Annotated in this window: 20 protein-coding genes; 2 read left to right on the top strand and 18 right to left on the bottom strand. The window is 65.5% G+C overall.

The genetic code is table 11. The features are described 5' to 3' along the window. The 6 genes from E3U26_RS14115 to E3U26_RS14090 form a co-directional block, all read right to left on the bottom strand. Positions 1–1497, bottom strand: a complete 1497-nt coding sequence (locus tag E3U26_RS14115) for an aldehyde dehydrogenase family protein (protein WP_499106240.1) — start codon at positions 1495–1497, stop codon at positions 1–3. 30 nt (positions 1498–1527) lie between these two features. Beyond that, a complete protein-coding gene (locus tag E3U26_RS14110; RefSeq protein WP_499106239.1) occupies positions 1528–2565 on the bottom strand; it encodes a zinc-dependent alcohol dehydrogenase in 1038 nt (345 codons plus the stop codon). A gap of 3 nt (positions 2566–2568) precedes the next feature. Then, positions 2569–3510, bottom strand: coding sequence for an ABC transporter permease (locus tag E3U26_RS14105; RefSeq protein WP_028717433.1), 942 nt, complete (start codon positions 3508–3510; stop codon positions 2569–2571). Between the two features lie 7 nt (positions 3511–3517). Further along, positions 3518–5023, bottom strand: coding sequence for a sugar ABC transporter ATP-binding protein (locus E3U26_RS14100; protein WP_499106238.1), 1506 nt, complete (start codon positions 5021–5023; stop codon positions 3518–3520). A 7-nt stretch (positions 5024–5030) separates the two neighbouring features. Then, a complete protein-coding gene (locus tag E3U26_RS14095) occupies positions 5031–5990 on the bottom strand; it encodes an ABC transporter permease (protein WP_036750608.1) in 960 nt (319 codons plus the stop codon). Between the two features lie 96 nt (positions 5991–6086). Beyond that, on the bottom strand, positions 6087–7199 hold the full coding sequence (locus tag E3U26_RS14090; protein WP_499106237.1) for a sugar ABC transporter substrate-binding protein: 1113 nt from the start codon (positions 7197–7199) through the stop codon (positions 6087–6089). A gap of 225 nt (positions 7200–7424) precedes the next feature. Here E3U26_RS14090 and E3U26_RS14085 point away from each other — a divergent pair, with 225 nt between their 5' ends. After that, on the top strand, positions 7425–8078 hold the full coding sequence (locus tag E3U26_RS14085; RefSeq protein ID WP_036750604.1) for a TetR/AcrR family transcriptional regulator: 654 nt from the start codon (positions 7425–7427) through the stop codon (positions 8076–8078). Positions 8079–8084: 6 nt separating this feature from the next. Here E3U26_RS14085 and E3U26_RS14080 read toward each other — a convergent pair whose 3' ends face one another. From E3U26_RS14080 to E3U26_RS14025, 12 genes are all read right to left on the bottom strand, one after another. Beyond that, the gene (locus E3U26_RS14080) at positions 8085–8201 is read right to left on the bottom strand and encodes a heme-binding protein (RefSeq protein WP_499106372.1); all 117 of its coding nucleotides are present in this window, start codon (positions 8199–8201) and stop codon (positions 8085–8087) included. 53 nt (positions 8202–8254) lie between these two features. Next, the gene (locus E3U26_RS14075; protein WP_499106236.1) at positions 8255–8617 is read right to left on the bottom strand and encodes a TRAP transporter large permease subunit; all 363 of its coding nucleotides are present in this window, start codon (positions 8615–8617) and stop codon (positions 8255–8257) included. Further along, positions 8581–8946 (bottom strand): hypothetical protein, encoded by a 366-nt coding sequence (locus tag E3U26_RS14070; protein WP_499106371.1) that lies wholly within the window; start codon positions 8944–8946, stop codon positions 8581–8583. Before E3U26_RS14070 ends, E3U26_RS14075 begins: the two co-directional genes overlap by 37 nt. A 249-nt stretch (positions 8947–9195) precedes the next feature. Beyond that, a complete protein-coding gene (locus E3U26_RS14065; protein ID WP_499106235.1) occupies positions 9196–10641 on the bottom strand; it encodes an aldehyde dehydrogenase family protein in 1446 nt (481 codons plus the stop codon). Between the two features lie 18 nt (positions 10642–10659). Beyond that, entirely contained in the window at positions 10660–11526 is an 867-nt protein-coding gene (locus tag E3U26_RS14060; RefSeq protein ID WP_499106234.1) for a dihydrodipicolinate synthase family protein, read from the bottom strand. Next, complete coding sequence (locus E3U26_RS14055) at positions 11523–11879, bottom strand: 4Fe-4S dicluster domain-containing protein (RefSeq protein WP_114537425.1); 357 nt, start codon at positions 11877–11879, stop codon at positions 11523–11525. The genes E3U26_RS14060 and E3U26_RS14055 overlap by 4 nt, the downstream gene beginning before the upstream one ends. Before the next feature lie 5 nt (positions 11880–11884). Beyond that, positions 11885–12661 carry an enoyl-CoA hydratase-related protein gene (locus E3U26_RS14050; RefSeq protein ID WP_036750593.1) on the bottom strand — a complete coding sequence of 259 codons (777 nt, stop codon included), beginning with the start codon at positions 12659–12661 and terminating at the stop codon, positions 11885–11887. Continuing rightward, positions 12658–13827 (bottom strand): CaiB/BaiF CoA transferase family protein, encoded by a 1170-nt coding sequence (locus tag E3U26_RS14045; RefSeq protein WP_036750591.1) that lies wholly within the window; start codon positions 13825–13827, stop codon positions 12658–12660. Before E3U26_RS14045 ends, E3U26_RS14050 begins: the two co-directional genes overlap by 4 nt. 14 nt (positions 13828–13841) lie before the next feature. Beyond that, on the bottom strand, positions 13842–15206 hold the full coding sequence (locus tag E3U26_RS14040; RefSeq protein ID WP_072461855.1) for an FAD-dependent oxidoreductase: 1365 nt from the start codon (positions 15204–15206) through the stop codon (positions 13842–13844). Positions 15207–15286: 80 nt separating this feature from the next. Further along, the gene (locus tag E3U26_RS14035) at positions 15287–16090 is read right to left on the bottom strand and encodes an ABC transporter permease (protein ID WP_214274972.1); all 804 of its coding nucleotides are present in this window, start codon (positions 16088–16090) and stop codon (positions 15287–15289) included. After that, complete coding sequence (locus tag E3U26_RS14030; protein WP_140846886.1) at positions 16090–16893, bottom strand: ABC transporter ATP-binding protein; 804 nt, start codon at positions 16891–16893, stop codon at positions 16090–16092. Before E3U26_RS14030 ends, E3U26_RS14035 begins: the two co-directional genes overlap by 1 nt. 17 nt (positions 16894–16910) lie before the next feature. Beyond that, the gene (locus E3U26_RS14025; RefSeq protein ID WP_036750585.1) at positions 16911–17945 is read right to left on the bottom strand and encodes an ABC transporter substrate-binding protein; all 1035 of its coding nucleotides are present in this window, start codon (positions 17943–17945) and stop codon (positions 16911–16913) included. Between the two features lie 147 nt (positions 17946–18092). On the opposite strand from E3U26_RS14025, the gene E3U26_RS14020 reads away from it, so the two are divergent. Further along, positions 18093–18998, top strand: coding sequence for a LysR family transcriptional regulator (locus E3U26_RS14020; RefSeq protein ID WP_499106232.1), 906 nt, complete (start codon positions 18093–18095; stop codon positions 18996–18998). The last annotated feature ends 10 nt before the right edge of the window (positions 18999–19008 follow it).

Below are 19008 nucleotides of genomic sequence, written 5' to 3'. Positions count from 1 at the left end.
TTACTTGATCCAATGCGCGCGCTTGCCGATCTCGACATGGACCGACTTGATCTGGGTATATTCCTCGACGCCATAGATGCCAGCCTCGCGGCCCCAGCCGGATTGCCGGAAGCCGCCCAGCGGCATTTCCGGCCCGCCCGCCATGATCGTGTTGACCCAGAACCGGCCCGCACGAACGCGCCGCGTCACGGTCAGCGCCTTGTCCAGATCCTTCGTCCACAGCGAGGCCGCCAACCCGTAGACGGTATCGTTGGCGATGGCGATGGCCTCGTCCACGGTCTCGAAGCGGAACGAGGACAGGACCGGGCCGAAGATCTCGTCCCGCGCGATGGCCATGTCCCGGCGCACGCCCGAGAACAGCGTCGGCGCGATGAAGCGGCCCGCGCCGATTTCCAGCACCTCGCCGCCGGTCAGAAGGCGCGCCCCTTCCTGCCGGCCCTTGTCGATATAGCCCAGGATCGTCCGGTTCTGCGCCTCGGTGGTGATGGCGCCCACCTGGGTCGCATCATCCAGCGGGTCGCCGATGCGGATGCGGCGCATCTTCTCGACCAGCAGGCGCTCGAACTCGTCGGCCACCGACGCCTCGACGACCAGCCGGCTGGAAGAAACGCAGCATTGCCCGGTGTTGAAGCTGATGCCGAAGGCCGCCGCGTCGGCGGCATCCTCAAGGTCGCTGTCGGCAAAGACGATGATCGGGTTCTTGCCGCCCAGCTCCAGCCCCAGCTTCTTGAAATTGCTGTCGGCGGCGGCGTGGACGCAGGACCGCCCCACCCCGGTCGAGCCGGTAAAGGACAGCATGTCGATGTCGGGATGTTCGGCCATCGCCTGCCCCACGGTGCCACCGGGTCCGGTGACGACGTTGTAGACGCCCTTCGGCAAGCCGGCCTCGGCCAGGATCTCCGCAAGGATCAGCGTGGTGGCGCTGGTCACTTCGGAAGGCTTCACCACCATCGTGCAGCCCGAGGCGAGGATGAAGGGCACCCGCTCGCACAGGATCAGGAAGGGAAAGTTCCAGGGCGTGATCAGCCCGACCACGCCGATGGGCTCGCGCAGGACCATGCCGAACAGCCCGTCGCCCAGCGAGTTGAAGCTGTCGCCATGCAGCAGCCGGGCGGCGCCGGCGGCAGTCTCGAAACAGGCGATGCAGCCTTCGATCTCGGCCCGCGCCTGGCTGATCGGCTTGCCGTTTTCCAGCACCTCCCAATAGGCGACCTCGTCGCGGCGGCGGCGCAGGATTTCGGCCGCGCGCAGCAGCACGCCCGCGCGCTCGCCACCCGAGATGCCGGCCCAGCTGCGATCCTCGAAGGCGCGGCGCGCGGCGGCAACGGCATCGTCCAGGTCGCCCGTGGTGCAGCGCGCCACCCGCGTCACCGGCACGCCATGCGCGGGCGAGCGCTGTTCGGCCAATTCGCGGCCCTGCCGCCATTCGCCGTCGATGAAAAAGCCGAATTCGCGCGGCGACTCCGGCAGGGAAAGGGTGCGGGCGATCTGGTCCATCGTGTCGGGCTCCTGGGGAATGCTGCAATGTCAGTTCTGCGAAATGACGATCTGGGTCTTCAGGTCGGCGGGCCGCTCGGCCATGGTCTCGAAAGCCTCCTGGATGCGCTCAAGCGGATAAGAGGCCGTGGTGAAGGCATCGGTGCGAAACCGGCCATGCGCCAGCAGCGCCAGCGCGTCATGCATGTCCTGACCCATGCCTGCGACCGAACCTTTCAGGCTGTTTTCTTCCAGGATCGTGCGCAGGATCGGCACCGGAACCGCCGCGTCAGCGCCGGTCAGGCCGAAGAAGGCGACATGGCCGCCCTTGCGGATCAGGTCGAATGCGGTGGCGTAAAGCGCCGGATGGCCCACGCTTTCGATCACCAGATCCGCACCCCGGCCGCCAGTCAGCTCAAGCACCGTGGCCTTCAGTCGCGCGGGATCGCTGACCGCGGCATCGGCGCCGGCATCGAAAGCCATCGCGCAGCGTTCCGCGGACAGGTCGGCCACGATGATCGGCGCAGCCCCCACAAGCCGCATCATCTGCACATGCAGGTTGCCGACCGGCCCCGCACCCAGCACCACGACCGATTGCGCGATCCCGGCCTGTGCCTTGCGCGCCGCGCGGACCACGCAGGCGACCGGCTCGGTCAGGGCGAGGATCTCGGGGGCGATGTCATCGGGCGCGGGAATGACCAGCCGACCGGGCAGCGCGACGCATTCGGCAAAGGCGCCGTCGCGGGTGATGCCAAGCTGCGCCATCTCGGGGCAGTTCAGCACCTCGTTGCAGCGGCACCAGTAGCAATGCCCGCAGCCGATATTGATGTCGGCGACCACCATCCGGCCCGGCGCCAGATGGCGCTGGTTTGCGCCGGCCTCCTCGATGATGCCGCAAAATTCGTGCCCCGGAATGATCGGCAGGTCGTCGGCCGCATAATGGCCGTGGAACATATGCAGGTCGGTGCCGCAGATCCCGGTTCGGATCACGCGGATCAGCACCTCGTCCGCGCCGATCCGGGGGCGCGGCACCTCGCGCAGCTCGAAGCGGCGCGGGGCGGTCAGGACGGCTGCTTTCATCATGGTCATGGCTTACTTCACCGTGCGCAGTTTCGAGCGGTCGATGGTCAGGGCGATGGCGCCGATCAGCACCAGTCCGAACAGCATCTGCTGCTGCGTCGCCTCGACCCCCAGATAAAGCATCGAGGCCCGGATGACGGCGACGATCAGCGTGCCGATCAGCGTGTTCAGCACGCCGCCGACGCCCCCGGTCAGGGGTGTGCCGCCGACCAGCACCGCGACGATGGCGGGCAGCAGGAAGCCGTTGGCGATGGTCGGCGCGCCGCCCGACAGCTTGACCGAGAACAACAGCCCCGCAATCGCCGCCAGCGCCCCGGAAATCGCGAAGGCCAGCATCTTGTAGCGCCCGACATCGATGCCGGATGCCTTCGCCGCCGGCTCGCCCGCGCCCACGGCCTTCAGCACCCGGCCCAGGATGGTGCGCCGTTCGATGAACAGGCACAGCGCCAGCAGGGCGGCGGCCAGGAACAGCTCGTTCGGGACGATGCCGGTATGGCCGATCATCCAGCCGAAGACGGCGTTCCTCTGTTCGGCATCCATGTTCAGGGCGCGGTTGCCCGACAGCCATTGCGCGATCGAAAAGCAGACCCCGCCCACCGCCAGGGTCGAGATGAACGAGGGCACGCAGAGCCGCGTGGTCAGGAAGCCCGACACCATGCCAAGCCCGAAGCCCGCCGCGATGCATAGCACCGCCACCCAGGCCCCCAGCGAGGCGAGGTAGATCGAGGCGATGACCGTGATCATGTTGGCCATCGACTGCACCGAAAGGTCGATCCCGCCGATATAGATGGCAAAGGTCAGCCCCAGCGCCATGATGAACAGCGGCACGATGTCGCCCGCAAGGCTCAGCAGGTTCGCGGGGCGCAGGAAATTCGGATCCACCACGCCGACCATGGCGGTCAGCACCAGCAGGGTGATCCAGGGAAGATGCGGTTTGATGCGTTGCATGGTCATCTGCGCCTCAGATCATGTGGTGGAGAAGGTCGAAAAGCGAAGGCTTGGCGCCCGGCCGGCAATCGAAGCGCTGCCGGATCGCGCCATCCTTCAGCACGACGATGGTGTGCGACAGGCCGATGGCCTCTTCCAGCGTGTCGGCCACCAGCACGATGCCGACGCCGTCGTCGCTCATGTCGCGGATCATGTCGTAGACGTCTTCCTTGGCGCCGATGTCCAACCCTCGCGTCGGGTGGTCCAGCAGCATGATGTCGGACCCGCCCGAACGCCATTTCGACAGCACCACCTTCTGCTGGTTGCCGCCCGACAGGTTGCCGCAATCGGCGAATTCGGAATGCGCCTTGATCGACAGCTTCCTGATCCAGTCCCGCGCCAGCGCCTTTTCGCGCGCCACGTCGATCACCCCCGCCCTGGAATAGCGTCCCAGCTGGGAAAGGGTCATGTTCTCATAGACGTTCATGCCCGAAACGATGCCCTCGACCTTGCGCTCGCGCGGCACATAGCCCACGCCCATCGCGACCGAGCGGCGCGGATTGAAGCCGTGAAGCTCTTGCCCCTTCATCTCGAAGCGGCCCGAAACCGGCGCCAGCATCCCGTAGATCGTGCGCAGGATCGCCTCGCGGCCCGAGCCTTCGGTCCCGACCAGGCACAGCACCTCGCCCGGATGCAGCGCCAGGTCCAGCTTGTGCGGGCGCCCCGGCAGGACGATGTCGCGCATCTCGAACAGCGTCCGCGAGGCGTCATAGGGCTTCTGGCGCTGTTCGCGGTAATATTCGCGGTCCACGTGGCGGCCGACCATCTTGTGCTGGATCGCGCTGGCATCGGCATCGGCCTTGGCGACGACATCCATCACCTGCCCGTCCTTCATCACATAGATGCGGTCCGAAAGCGCCATCACCTCGTCCATGCGGTGGCTGACGAAGATGAAGGACGCGCGGCTGGTCAGCTCGCGCACCAGCTTGAAGAGCAGCTTCACCTCCTCCTCGGACAGAACCGAGGTCGGCTCGTCCAGCAGGATGACCAGGTCGCCCTCGACCCGTTCCTCCAGCGTCAGCACCTTGGCCAGTTCGACCAGCTGGCGCTGCGCAAAGGACAGGGCCGAAGTCACCGTGGCGGGATCGATCTCCAGCTTGACCTTGGCAAGCTGTTTCTTCGCAGCCGCGGCCATCGCCTTCCAGTTCACCACGCCCAGGCGGGTGAACTGCGCCTCGTAGCCCAGGAAGATGTTCTCCATCACCGTCAGGTTGGGGATCAGCGACTGTTCCTGGAAGACCATGCCGATGCCGCGTTTCATCGCCTGCCGGGGATTGGCGAAATGCACCGGCTTGCCGTCGATCAGGATCTGGCCGCCGTCGGGCTGATAGGCGCCGTAGATCACCTTCATCAGCGTCGACTTTCCTGCGCCGTTCTCACCGACCAGCCCGACGATCTCGCCGCGCTTGATGTGGAAGTCGATGGATTTCAGCGCATGGACGCCGGGGAATTTCTTGTCGACCGAGCTTAGCTGATACATGGCGGCCTCATTTCGCGAAACTGACAAGCCGCCGGTCGGTGGACAGCACGACCGCGACGATGACAAGGACGCCCAGCAACCCGTCCTGCAGGTAGTTGGGCAGGCCGATGACGACCATGCCATTGCCGATGACATTGACGATCAGCACGCCGACGACCGCGTTCAGCACGCCGCCGATCCCACCCCACAGCGCGACGCCGCCGACGACGACCGAGGTGATGGCGATGAACATCAGGTTCGCGCCTGTCACCGATTCCGCCTGCCCCAGCCGCGCCACCTGGAAGATCGCGGCGATGGCGTAGAACACCCCGGCCAGCGCGAAACCCGCCAGCCGCACCCGGCGCACGTTCACGCCCGAGGCATGGGCAAGCTCCTCGCCGCCGCCGACGGCGTAGAAGTTACGGCCAAGCGTCGTGTGGTTCTGGATGAACCAGGCCAGCAGGACCAGCAGGACGGCGATATGGACCATCAGCGGAAAGCCAAGGATGCGCCAGGTCAGCAGGGCGCGGAACACATCGTCATCAATGCGGACGATATCCCCGCCCGTGACCAACACCGCCGCCCCGGTGCCAACGAAGCCCATCGCCAGGCTGGCCATGAACGACGGGATCTGAAGCCGCACATGGACCATCCCGGTCAGCCAGCCGAAGAAGGCGCCGCAGAGCAGGATCGCCGGAATGGCCAGCCAGGCGCCCGCGCCCAGGGAACCGCCCAGCTTCAGGAACAGCAGGCAGAACAGCACCGCGCAAAGCGACACCGCCCCCTCCATCGACAGGTCGATGGAGCCCATGACGATGATGAAGGTGACGCCAAGCGCCACCATCATCGGCGGCGTCGCGGCCAGCGCGATCCGGGCCAGGTTGCGTTGCGACAGGAAGGCGGGATTGATCGCCGTGAACAGCACGACCAGCCCCAGCAGCACGAGGGCCGGAGCCCATCGGATGACATTCTCGCGGGTGAGCTTCATCTTCAACGCAGTTCTCCTCAACACTGCCCGGCCGCGCGCCCCTGGAAAGGACGGCGGGGAGGACCGCAGCGCGGTCGACCCGTGGATTTTCAGAAGTCAGCGATACTGGATCTGGCCGTTGCCCGGCCCCCAGAAATCGGTCCAGTCATAGTCCGGCGTGGCGTCCAGATACTGGGCCTTGAACTCGGCTGCATCGGCCTGCGTGATCAGGATCGTCGGGCCGTAGAACTCGCGATGCTCCTGCGGCTCGTCCGAGGGTTTGAACGTGCCGATCGCGGCATGATAGGCTAGGGCCGCCGAGATGCCGCCACCCCAATAGGGATTGGTAAAGACCGTCGCCAGAAGCTGGCCGTCCATGACCAGCTTCACCGCCTCGGGATTGCCGTCGTAGGCGACGATCGGCATGTCGGTGATGCCTTCGGCCCGCAGCGCCTCGATCACGCCATAGGCGATGTTGTCGGCGGCGCAGTGAACGCCGGTGATGCGTTCGCCATAGCGGGTCAGGAAGGACGACATCAGCTGCGCCGCCTTGGTCGTGTCCCAATCGGCGGGCTGCGCGTCCAGCAGTTCGATGTCGGGGAAATCCTTCAGGGCGTTATGCAGCCCGGCCAACCGCTCGACCGCCGGATTGTTCGCCGCGATCCCGCCCAGGTGCACGACGCCGCCCTTGCCGCCCATCGCCTCGAACAGGATCCGCGCGGTCTGCTCGGACGGCTGTTCGTCCGACCAGGTCATGTGGCTGACGTAGTTGTCGCCGAAATCCCAAGGGTGCAGGTCGTCGGTCTTGTTCCAGATGGTCGAGATATAGCCCCCCGCCGCCTGCACCGCCTCGACGATGGGCCGGGCGTTGGGACTGTCGTTCGGATCGCAGGCGATGGCGCAGTTGCCGCCGGTCTTGGCCAGGAAAGCCTTGATGTCGGCCAGCGATTTTTCCGACGACCCCTCGCTGATCAGGCTGACCAGATCGGATTTGCCGCGCCCGATGGATTCGACAAAGGCCTCACCGCCCGACACGACAGCGTTCCAATAGGCCGAGGCACGGTCGCGATAGCTCCAGGCAATGGCAGGGTCCACCAGCGCGGCGCGCGCCTGCCCGCGGCCGGACATCCCCGGAACGGCCATCGTCGCGATGCCGGCGGCACCCGCCAGCAGCAGCTTGCGGCGGGTCATGACCTCGCGGTCGATAAAGTCCTTGATGAATGTGGACATCCTCAGCCTCCCTTGCAAGGCGCCGCCAGGATCTCTCCTCAGACCCGAGATGGCGGCACAGTCGATAATGCACTAACTGGTTACTTGTTTGAGGGGAGGCGAGTCAAGCGGAATCATTAACCGGATGGTGCATAAAGTTGCCATCTCCGTCTTGCGCCGGGCAAGGAGTGCGATAACTTTCCGTAGGACGGCATTGGACCAGCACAGAATTACCGGAGACGCAGCGTGACCGCAGAAGCCAAGACGCCACAGCGCACCAAGCACCGCACCCGCGATGCGGAAGCGACCAAGGCACGCATCCTCAAGGCGGCGCTGAACGAGTTTTCCCGCAATGGCCTGGGCGGCGCCCGCGTGGACGTGATTGCGGAAAAGGCCGATGCCAACAAGCGGATGCTCTATCACTACTTCGGCAGCAAGGAAGAGTTGTTCCAGACCGTGCTGGAGAATGCCTATATCGACATTCGCGACGCCGAACAGAAGCTGGACCTGGACCACCTGCCCCCGAAAGAGGCGCTGGAGCGGCTGGTGCGCTTCACCTGGGAATATTACCTGAAGCACCCCGAGTTCATCACGCTGGTCAACAGCGAGAACCTTCACCGGGCCAAGCACCTGAAGAAATCCGAGATCGTCAAGATCTACAGCCGCCGCTTCGTGTCGATGGTCGACACCATCCTGCAGCGCGGGGTTGCAAGCGGCGAGTTCCGGCCAGGAATCGATCCGGTGCAGTTGAACATCACCATCGCCGCGATCGGCTATTACTATCTGACCAACCGCTTCACCGGCTCGATCATCTTCGAGCGCGACCTGATGGCGAAAGAGGCGCTGGAAGAGCGCCTCCGCTTCAATATCGACACGATCCTGCGCCTGGTCAGCGCCTGACCCGCTTCAGATCCCGCTGGACAGGCCCAGACGGCAAAGCGCCGCCTGGGCACATTCCGCGTCCTCCTGTCCCTGCGCCCCCGACACACCGATTCCGCCCACGATGGCCCCGTCGTGAAGGATGGGTAAACCACCTTCCCAAGTGATCAGCCGCGGGCGGTTTGCCAGCCCTGCCCTCAGATCGTCGGCATCAGGATCACCGGCGTGGCATCCATGAACGTGGCATCCATGAACAGGCCCAGCACCAGCAGCAGGATGGCGACGAAGATCAGGGTCGGGCCCGACACCATCTCCGAGACGTTCTGCGCCCGCATCATCGGGATCTGCTCGCGCGCGATGAGCCAGGCGTCCAGCCCCGAGACCGAGACGACCGTCATCAGCGCACCGACCGAAGTGCCGGTATGGACCAGACTAAGGTAGAATTCGGCAAAGTTCAGCTTGCGATGGACGATGCCCAGGAAGACGGCATAGACGACAGCGAACGGGCCTTCCAGCTGATGGCTCAGCGTGCTGAGCCCGAAGAAGGTATAGGCGAGCAAAGCACCCGCAGCAGCATCCACCAGCCCAGCGACCCGGCCAGAGCAAAAGGCGGCAGCAGGCGGAAGACCAGCGCCCAACGGGGCAGAAACAGGGAATAGGCTAAGGGCACCGGAGTCGCGGCGATCCGCTCGCAGGCCGCCTGCGCCGCGGAAAGGCGCAGAAAGAGACCACGACAAAGTCGATCCGCCAGGCCGCCACGGCCAGCAGCGCATGCGATTCCGGGATGCGCCTCAGGCCATGGCCGGTAAAGGGCTGGCAACCGATCTTGGTCGAGGCCCCGAAGGCCCCCGACAAGCGCAGCCCATCGCAGAGGCCGCCCCGCCCGCATGTCCCAAAGCCCCAGCATGGCAAAGCCCAGCCCTGCCATGATGCCGACGCGCGGCAAATCGCCCGGTCCCGGCAAGGCGGCATTCGGATCGCGCTTCGGGATCGGCAAGCCGAGCTTCGACCCTTCGATGGCATGGTCCCCGCGCCGCGCTTCGCGGGCCGGAACGGGATGCGCCACCGGCCCGCGCGGGCTTAGCCATGCATTCGTCCCGCCTCCAGGCCATGGCATGGGTGGCCAGTGGCCCGATTGCTAGGCAAGCTGATAAGCTGTCTTCACCACCGTGTAGAACTCGGCAGCATAGCGGCCCTGTTCCCGCGGACCGAAGGACGAGCCCTTACGCCCTCCGAACGGCACATGATAGTCGACGCCCGCGGTCGGAAGATTCACCATGACCATCCCCGCCTCGACCCTGCGGCGGAATTCCGACGCGTATTTCAGGCTGCCAGTGCAGATCCCGGCTGAAAGGCCGAACTCCGTGTCATTGGCAATGGCCAGGGCCTCGTCGAAATCCCCGACCCGGATGACCGAGGCGCAGGGACCGAAGATTTCCTCGCGGTTGATGCGGGCGTCGTTCGTCGTTTCCAGGAACAAGGCCGGGGCCTGGTAGAAACCGGGCTTTTCCAGCTCCAGCCGCTCGCCGCCAACCACCTCGGCCGCTTCGCTTCGCGCCAGCTCGACATAGGCAAGGTTGGAATCCAGCTGGCGCTGGTCGACCACCGGCCCGATCTGGGTATCCGCCTGCAAGGCATCGCCAACGCGCAGGGCCCGCATTTCGCGGCCAAGCATCTCGACAAAGGCATCGTGGATGCCTTTCTGCACGATCAGCCGCGAAGACGCGGTGCAGCGCTGCCCGGTCGAGAAGAACGCGCCATTCAGGCAGGCCTGCACCGCAGTCCGCAGATCCGCGTCATCCATCACGACCATCGGGTTCTTGCCGCCCATCTCGAGCTGCACCTTCCGGCGCAGGGTGCCGCATGTCGCGGCGATGCGCGACCCGGTCGCGGCCGAGCCGGTGAAGGACACCGCGTCGACGCCCGGATGCGACACCAGGGCATCCCCCACGACCGATCCCGGCCCCATCAGCAGGTTGAAGACGCCGGCCGGGCAGCCATGCTTGTGCAGAAGCTGCGCGATCACATGGGCGCAGCCCGGCGTCAATTCGGCGGGCTTCAACACTACGCAATTGCCATAGGCCAGCGCGGGCGCGATCTTCCAGGCCGGGATGGCGATCGGAAAGTTCCAGGGCGTGATCAGGGCGACGACGCCCACGGGCTCTCTGGTGACGGCGACGTCGATGCCGGGGCGGACCGACTGCTGGGCATCTCCGGTGACGCGCAGCGCCTCTCCGGCAAAGAACTTGAAGACCTGGCCTGCGCGGATGGTCTCGCCCATGGCCTCGGGCAGGGTCTTGCCCTCTTCCCGCGCAAGAAGGCGGCCGATCTCTTCCTTGCGCGCCAGCAATTCGGTGCCGACGGCATCAAGCAGGTCATGCCGGACCTGCGGACCGGCAGAGGCCCAAGCCGGAAAGGCCGACCGGGCAGCCTGGATGGCCTGGTCGACCGCGGCGCGGCCCGCGCAGGCAAAACGCCCGATGATGTCGCGCGTATCGGACGGGTTGACGTTGGGCCGGCAGTCGCCGTCCAGCAGCCATTCGCCACCGACCAGGTTGCCCTGGATTTCGTTCATGTCTTTCATGATTGTCTCCTGCTGGGTTCAGGCTGCGACGCGATCGAACGCCAGTCGATCCAGCGATGCGATGGCGGACGCGCCAAGGGCCGTGAAGGGCGGCAGCACGTTCTGCCATTCGGGGTTGGCGGTGCGGCGGGCCACCAGATGTTTGACCGCGGGGATCAGGGGGCATGCCGATATGGCGGCCCGCAGCTCGGCCAGCCGGGGCGCCAGGCCCGCCTCTCCCCGCCAGACGCGGGCGCATATCGGGGCAGTGTGATTCGCCGTGGCCGAGATGCAGCCCGCGAAGCCGTCCCTTCGTCCCTCGGCCAGCGAGGTTTCCGAACTGGGAAAGACCTGCAGGCCGGGAAGCCTGAAGGCCAGGCTGCGGCAATAGGAAAGGTCGCCGGAACTGTCCTTGATGCCGTCGAACCGCTGCGGCGCCGCGGCGTGCAGCTGCGCGATCACCCTCTCGGGGATCACGAAGCCGGTCATCTGCGGGAAATTGTAGAACCAGACCCGGATCGGCCGGTCGCCCAGCGCCGCGTGAAGCGCCAGATACCAGGCGATCAGCCCCTCTTCGGACGGGGGCGTATAGTAATAGGGCGGCAGGACCAGGGCCACAGGATAGCCCAGGTCATCGGCATGGCAGGTCAGGCCGATGGTTTCGTCAATCGACGGCGTGCCGGTTCCGACCATCAGGCGGCAAAGGTCCAGCGCCTCGGCGGCTTGGGTCATGACCATGCGGCGCGTCCCGGTGTCGAGGGAATTCGCCTCGCCGGTAGACCCCAGGACGTTCAATCCGTCGCAGCCGTTGGCCAGGGCCCAGCGCGCATGTTCCACAAAGGCGGCCCCCAGAAAGCGGCCCCGCGCGTCGATCGGTGTCGGCACCGCAGCGACGATCCCTTTCATCCTGTTCTCCTTTGGTTTGCCTGCAGGACGGGACGAGGGCCGACCGGCAGATCCGGGTGATCCGGCCGGGGCGCCATGGCGCGGGACCAGCCGCCGGGTTCTTCCATCTCGCCCGCCTCGTTGATGAAGACCTCGCGGTTGATGCGCGCGAAGATGGCGTTTTCGGGGTCCAGCTCATCCTCGTATCGGATCGCGTCGACGGGGCAGATGCTTTCGCACATGCCGCATTCGATGCATTCGGTCGGGTGGATGTAGAACATCCGCTCGCCCTCGTAGATGCAGTCGACGGGACAGGAGGTGGTGCAGATCCCGTCCTTGACGTCGATGCACCGGCCCTGGATGACAAGCGCCATGGCGCCTACCGGCCGCGCCAGACGGGCGCGCGCTTTTCGCGGAATGCGGCGACGCCTTCGATCGAATCCTCGGATTGCAGGGCCGCGATCAGGGCCGGGCGGCGCAGGTCGCGCGCCTCGTGCGGATTCAGGTGGGCCGTCGAGCGGATCGTGTCCTTGATCGCGGCCACCGACAGGGGCGCGCAGGACAGGATGTCCGCGACCCAGGCGTCAACCTCGGCATCCAGCCGGTCGGGCGGCACGACCGCATTGACCAGCCCGAACTGCGCGGCCTCTTGGGCAGAGAGCATCCGGCCCGTCATCATCAGCCCGGCCGCAATGTTGCGGGGGATCAGGCGCTGCAGGGCGACCATGCCGCCGTCCAAGGGCAGGCGTCCGACCCGCGCCTCTGGCAGCCCGAACCGGGCTTCGGTCGAGGCGATGACGATATCCGCGCCCAGCACCATCTCGAACCCGCCGCCAAGGGCAAGGCCGTTGATCCGGGCAATGACCGGCACGGTCAGGCTTTGCCGCAGGGCGATGCCGCCAAAGCCGTTCGGATTGGCCGCCCCCCAGTATTCCAGCCCGCTCAGCCCGTTCGCGGCCTTCATGTCCGCGCCGGCACTGAAGGCCCGGTCCCCCGCCCCGGTCAGGACCACGCAGCGGACATCGCTGCGCGTCTCGATTTCCGACCAGATGCGGTCAAGCCTGGCATCGGTTGCCGCATCGACGGCATTCATCCGGTCGGGGCGGTCGATGGTGACGCGCGCGACCTGGTCGACGACTTCGAAGCGGACGGTCATACCGCCTCCTTCCGCGCGACGGCGTTCAGGCTGAATTCGCGGATGACCTCGTCGGTATGCTCCCCCAGTCGCGGCGGCGCATGGCGGATCACCACCGGAGCCTCGCTGAGATGAACGGGCGAGCCGACCAGGGTGATCTTTCCCAGGATCGGATGGTCCAGGTCCAGCAGCATGCCATTGGCCGCGGTCTGGGCGTCATCCAGCGCCTCGCCCAGGGAACGGACGGGCGCGCACAGCAGATCCTGATCCTCAAGCCGCTTGATCCAATGGGCGGTCGTGTTGGTTGCAAAGGCATCGCGGAAACGTCCCTGCAGATAGGGTTTGTGCGCCCGCTGCGCCGCAAGGTTCGGATAATCGGCCGACAGATCCTCGATCTCCAGGGCCGCGCAGATGTCGCGCAGCGGATGCGGCTTGAAGGCGCCGACCACCACCACCGCCCCGTCGCTGGTGTCGAAGACGCCGGTCAGGGGCATCGCGGCCCAATTCAGCACCTCGCGATGCTTCGACCATTGTGCGGCCTCTTGCATCTGCATGGCGATCATCGAATCGTAGAGCGAGACGCCGACCTTCTGCCCGCGCCCGGTCTTGGCCCGCGCCAGCAGCGCGGCAAGGATCCCCTGCACAAGATGCATCCCGGCGGTGTAGTCGCACAGCGTGGTCGGATAGATCGACTTCGGAACCGCCGGATCCTGGGTCTTTTCCATGACCCCGGTCATCGCCTGGGCCAGCACGTCCTGGCCGCCCTTGTGGGCATAGGGGCCGACTTCTCCGAAGCCGGTGCCCGAGGCGCAGATGATGGCGGGGTTGATCTTCGACAGCGTGTCATAGTCGAAGCCCAAGCGCCGCATCACCCCGGCCCGGAAATTGTCCACGACCACGTCCGACTGGGCGACCAGGTCATAGATCATCCGGCGGCCTGCCTCGGACTTGGTGTTGATCTCCACCGACCGCTTGTTGCGATTGAGCGAGGCGAAGACCGCGTTGTTCATCGCCTCCTCGCTCGGCTCGCCGAAGAAATTGCGCGACAGGTCGCCCTCGCCCGGCCGCTCGATCTTGATCACGTCCGCACCGAAATCGGCCAGCATCTGCGTGGCGCAGGGCCCCATCATCACCTGGGTAAAGTCGAGGACGCGGATGCCCTCCAGCGGAAGGTGCTGTTTCGTCATGGTCGTTCCCTTTCTCAGGCGGCGGCGATTGGTTCGATCAATGCGTTGGCCGAGGGCATGTCGCCCGGATCGGCGCCCTGCGCCCGCATCTGTTTCTGGATGGCCCTGACATCGACGTCGCGCAGCGCGCAGTTCGCCTCCAGCGCCTTGGCCACGGCCACGCCCGCGGCCTCGCCCTGGGCCATGCAGGGGGGGATTTCGCGCGATTGCTTCTGCGCCTCGCTTTCGACGGAATAATGGCGTCCGGCGACGATCAGGTTGTCGATGCCCTTGGGCAGCAGCGCCCGATAGGGCGTGTAATAGTCCCGGCCCCGGCAGACCGAGTCGTCGAAATGGCGGCGCCGTTTCACGTCGTCCTTGGTGACGACGTATTCGCCCTGCAGCAGCCGCGTCTGCCGGATGCCCATCTGCTCGGCCGCGCCCAGCATCTTGGCATTCTCGAAGCCCGGCAGGTTCGCGCGGGCGAATTCCAGCAGGGCCATCATCCGGCGGCGGCCTTCGTATTCGGCCTCGACCATGTGTTCCGGCGACAGGCCGTCATAACCCGGCATATGCGGGCAGTTGCACCAGACGACGCCGGGCAGCGGCGTCTTCAGCCACCACATCCCCCATGCTCCGCCGATGACGCGCCTCGCCTGGCGGTCCAGGGCCTTGAAGGCTTCGGGGTTCTCGTATTCGAACACTTCCGCCTTGGCGGTGTCCACGTCCATCAGGCGAAAGACCGTCGTGACGATGAACTGCCCGGTCGCGAAGGACGCGCCCGCCGAGGCCGCCACGTCCAGGTCGCCCGAGGCATCGACCACCATCCGCGCCCGGATCGCCTGCCGGCCCAGCTTGGTCTGCACGATCACGCCGGTGACGCGGTTGTTCTCGACGATGGCTTCCGAAAACCAGCTGTGGGTGCGCAGCTCGATCCCGGCCTCGGCGACCAGGTCCAGGCTGACCCGCTTCCAGGCATCGGGATCAAAGGCGACCGCGTGGATGATCGGCTGCGGCATGCCCTGCTTGTGAAAGTCGATGCAGCCCCAGCGCGCCCATTTCCGCCACATTTCCCAATTGGTCAGGCAATCTTCGGGCGGGGGAAAGACAGCGCCGTCCTGGCGCTGCATCCGGTCCACGAATTCGCTGACGATGCCGGTGGTGACGATCTCGGTCCCGTCGTTCACCATGTCGTCCAGCACAAGGACCATGCCTCCCGACGCCATGCCGCCCAGGTGGTGATAGCGCTCGACCAGCGTCACCCGCGCCCCGTTCCGGGCGGCCGACACGGCGGCGGACAGACCTGCCGGTCCCGCCCCGATCACCACCACATCGGTGTCGCTGACGACCGGCACCTGCTCGGCCCTGGTGGTAAGAAAATCCCTGATGCGATCGGTCATTTTGGACAAGCTCCTCCTGTCACGCCGGGGCGGGTCGGGCCCACGGCGTCGATTTCCGGTTGTTTTCGAAGGGTCTCAGGCTACCAGCGCACGATCCGGCGTTCGGCCAGCGTGACCAGGGCGAACATCAGGACCGACAGCCCCGAGGACATGAGCACCGTGGCGTAGAGCAGCGGCGAGTTGAAATTGAAGGTCGCGTCGATGATCAGCGCACCCAGGCCCAGATCCGCCCCGACCCATTCGCCCACGATCGCACCGATGACCGAGGTCGTGGCCGAGATTTTCAGCGCCGAGAACAGGAACGGCAGCGACGACGGCAGGCGCATCTTCCAGAAGACCTCGGCCTTCGAGGCCGACAGGATGCGCGCCAGTTCCAGCGTCTGGGGACTGACCGATTGCAGGCCGCGCACCATGTTGACCAGGGTCGGGAAAAAGCAGATCAGCGCGGCGATCACCACCTTTGCCGTCATGCCCGGCCCGAAGATCAGCACGAGGATCGGCGCGATGGCCAGGATCGGGATCGTGTTCACGAAGACGGCGATCGGGAAGAACGCCCGCTCGACATTGCGGGAATGGACAAAGGCCACCGCGATCAGGATGGCGGCCAGATTGCCCACCACGAAGCCCGCCACGCTCTCGAAGAAGGTGGGCCAGAAGTTCTGCATCAGCAGCGGGAACTTCTCGACAAAGGTGACGGCGACATCCGAAGGCGCGGGGGCGATATAGGTCGGCACGCCGAAGGCCCTGACCCCCAGTTGCCACAGCCCGATCAGCGCGACTGCCGTTGCGATGGGCACGATGGTCGAGACCAGCCTTTCCTTGCGCGCCGCGCTTCGGGCGAGGGCATGGGGATCGGCGATGCCAAGGTTTTCGATGACAGCCATCAGCAGGTCTCCAGAAGTTCGCGCAGATAGCTGCAATAGCGGTTGAACTCGGGCGTATCGCGCAGTTTCATCTGCCGCGGCTCGGGCAGGTCGATATCGACGATCTCGCGCAGGCGTCCGGGATTGGCGCGCAGCATGATCACCTTCTGCCCCAGGAAGACCGCCTCGGAAATGGAATGGGTCACGAACAGGATCGTCGTTCCCGTTTCCCGCCAGATATCCAGCAGCTGAAGGTTCAGCCGGTCGCGGGTCATTTCGTCCAGGGCGCCGAAGGGCTCGTCCATCAGCAGCAGCTTGGGCTGGCACAGCAGCGCGCGCGCAATGGCGACCCGCTGGCGCATCCCGCCCGAAAGTTCGTGCGGAAGGGCGTTTTCGCGCCCCTTCAGGCCGACCAGCTCCAGCAATTCGCGCGGATTGCGCGGCCCGGTGGGGATTGCGACCCCGCGCTTGCGCCCGATTTCCAGCGGCAACTCGACATTCTTCAGCGCCGACCGCCACGGCAGCAGGGCGGCATCCTGGAAGACGAAGGCGAATTCCCGCGCCAGCCGCGCCTCTTCGGTCGTCTTGCCGAAGATCGAGACATCGCCCCCCGCGGCGGGGATCAGGTCCGAGACCAGCCGCAGCAGCGTGGACTTGCCGCATCCCGACGGGCCAAGGATGGTGTAGAACGCACCGGCCTCAAGCTCCAGGTCAAGCTTGTCGATCGCGGTATAGGTTCCGAAGCGGACCGTTGCCGCGTCCAGCCGGGCCGCCGGAGCGTTCCCATGCGTCGCACCGACCGGCTGCCCCACAAGGGTTTCCATGGGTTCCATCATGTCGTTCAACCGTATACCGGCCGCACCGCGGCGATTTCATCCAGCACCGAAAGGGTCATGACATCATCGACCGCAGGCGCCGCGCCTTCGAACTGGCCAAGGCGATCGTAGATGTCGATCTGCGCCTGCCAGTTTTCGCGCGTCATCGTGCCCCAGCCGTGTTCGCGCGTCACCTCGTTGAAGCTGTATTCGACCACGGAACCCACCGCCGCGAGTTCGGCATCCCGGTCGAGGTTGGGATAACGCGACACGAGGATGTCGACGGCGGCCTCGGGATTGTCATGCACCCAGCCCCAGCCGCGGGCGATCGCGCGCAACATCCCGCGGACCTGCTCGGGGTTTTCGTTCAGCGACTTGTCGGTGACGTAGTAGGGATTGGCGTAAAGCTTGATGCCCGCATCCCACAGGGTCATGTCGACCCGCTCGGGCCCCAGCACCGACAAGGCGCTGACATTGGTTTTCCAACCCGTCACCACATCGGCCTGGCCCGTCAGCAGCGGCGACATGTCCGCGCCCATCACAAGCACCTCGACCTGATCCTCGGGGATGCCGTTGGCGGCCAGCAGCGCCTGCAACAGGATCCGTGCGGTGCCGTTGGTGGCGACGGTCTTGCCGATCAGATCCTTCGGCTCCCGCACCGGGTTCTTCTCAAGCGAGAAATAGGTAAAGGGGTGCTGCTGATAACCCGCCGCGATGCACTTGACCGGCAGCCCCTGGGACCGCGCCAGCATCAGCGACGGGCTGGAGCTGATGGAACCGATCTCGGCCCGTCCCGACGCGACCGAGGCAACGCCGTCCACGTTCGGCCCCCCGGCAACGACGTCCAGCGCCAGCCCTTCCTCGGCGAAATAGCCGTTCTGATCGGCGGCCAGCTCGCCCAGGATGCCATTCCCCGCCAGCCAGCCGAGTTGCAGCTTGATCGTATGGGTGTCGGCGGCCCAGGCCCGTTCGATGCTGATCCGGGTTCCAACAAAGGCGGCGCCAAGGGCCGTCATACCCCGCAGCAGGCTGCGCCGGTCCATCCTTGTTCTGTATCGCATCTTTCCATCTCTCTGTTGGTGGGAAGGCGGCCCTTGTTTCGACCTTGTTGCCCTGACTTTAGCGTTGCAGAGGCAGTGCAGATAGAAGAAAGTTCTGCCAACGGTGGTGCAGAAAACGCATCACCCCCCCTTTCGCGTGGAGGCAGCATGCATACCAGCTTCCTGAAGTATTTCGACGAGGTCGCCCAACAGCGGTCGATCCGCAAGGCGGCGCAGCTTCTCAACGTCTCCTCGACCTCGGTCAACCGCAAGATCCTCAACGTCGAGCAGCGGCTGGGCGTCTCGATCTTCGACCGCACCCCGGAGGGGGTAGAGCTTACGGCAGTCGGCGCGATCCTTCTCGAGCATTGCCGCACGGTGCTTCACGATTTCGAGCGCACCAAGATCCTGATCGACGACATGCGCGATCTGCGCACGGGGCATATCAATATCCACACGATCGATTCGATTGCGATGGGCTGCCTGCCTCGGGCGATGAACGAGTTCGGCAAGATCTATCCCGACATCTCGATCTCGGTCACGACCGCCCAACCCGAGGACGCCTTGCAGGCCGTGGCCGGCGGCGCGGCAGAGATCGGGATCGCCTTTACGTTCTCGGACCATCCCGGCGTCAGGCTGCTATCCGAAAAATCCGCGCCCTTCGGCGTCATCGTCCGTCCCGACCATCCGCTTGCGGGCCGGACCAGTGTCACCATCGACGACATTGCCGCCTACAGGCTGGTGCGCACCATAGACGCCCGAGGCGGCAATTCGATCATCGACCAGGCGATCACGACATTGGTGACGCCGCTGTCGACGCATATCTTCACGAACACTTTGTTTCTTGCGAAGCAGATGATCCTGGGCGGTCACGGGATCGGGCTTTACACCAAGATCGGCTTCTACGACGACGTCGAGGACGGCCAGCTCCGCTTCGTGCCGCTGATCCAGGAGATGCTGGCAAACATCCGGGTGGGGATCTTCGTATCGACCTCAAGCCCGATCGACCCGGCCAAGCATCTGATGTGCAACGCGCTTGCAAAAGAAATGGCAAGCATGCGCCTGGATTCCTGAACCCCGAGGC

It is taken from the genome of Paracoccus ferrooxidans (assembly GCF_029909815.1).
Lineage (GTDB): Bacteria > Pseudomonadota > Alphaproteobacteria > Rhodobacterales > Rhodobacteraceae > Paracoccus > Paracoccus versutus.
This window is presented reverse-complemented; position numbering and strand designations above follow the sequence as displayed.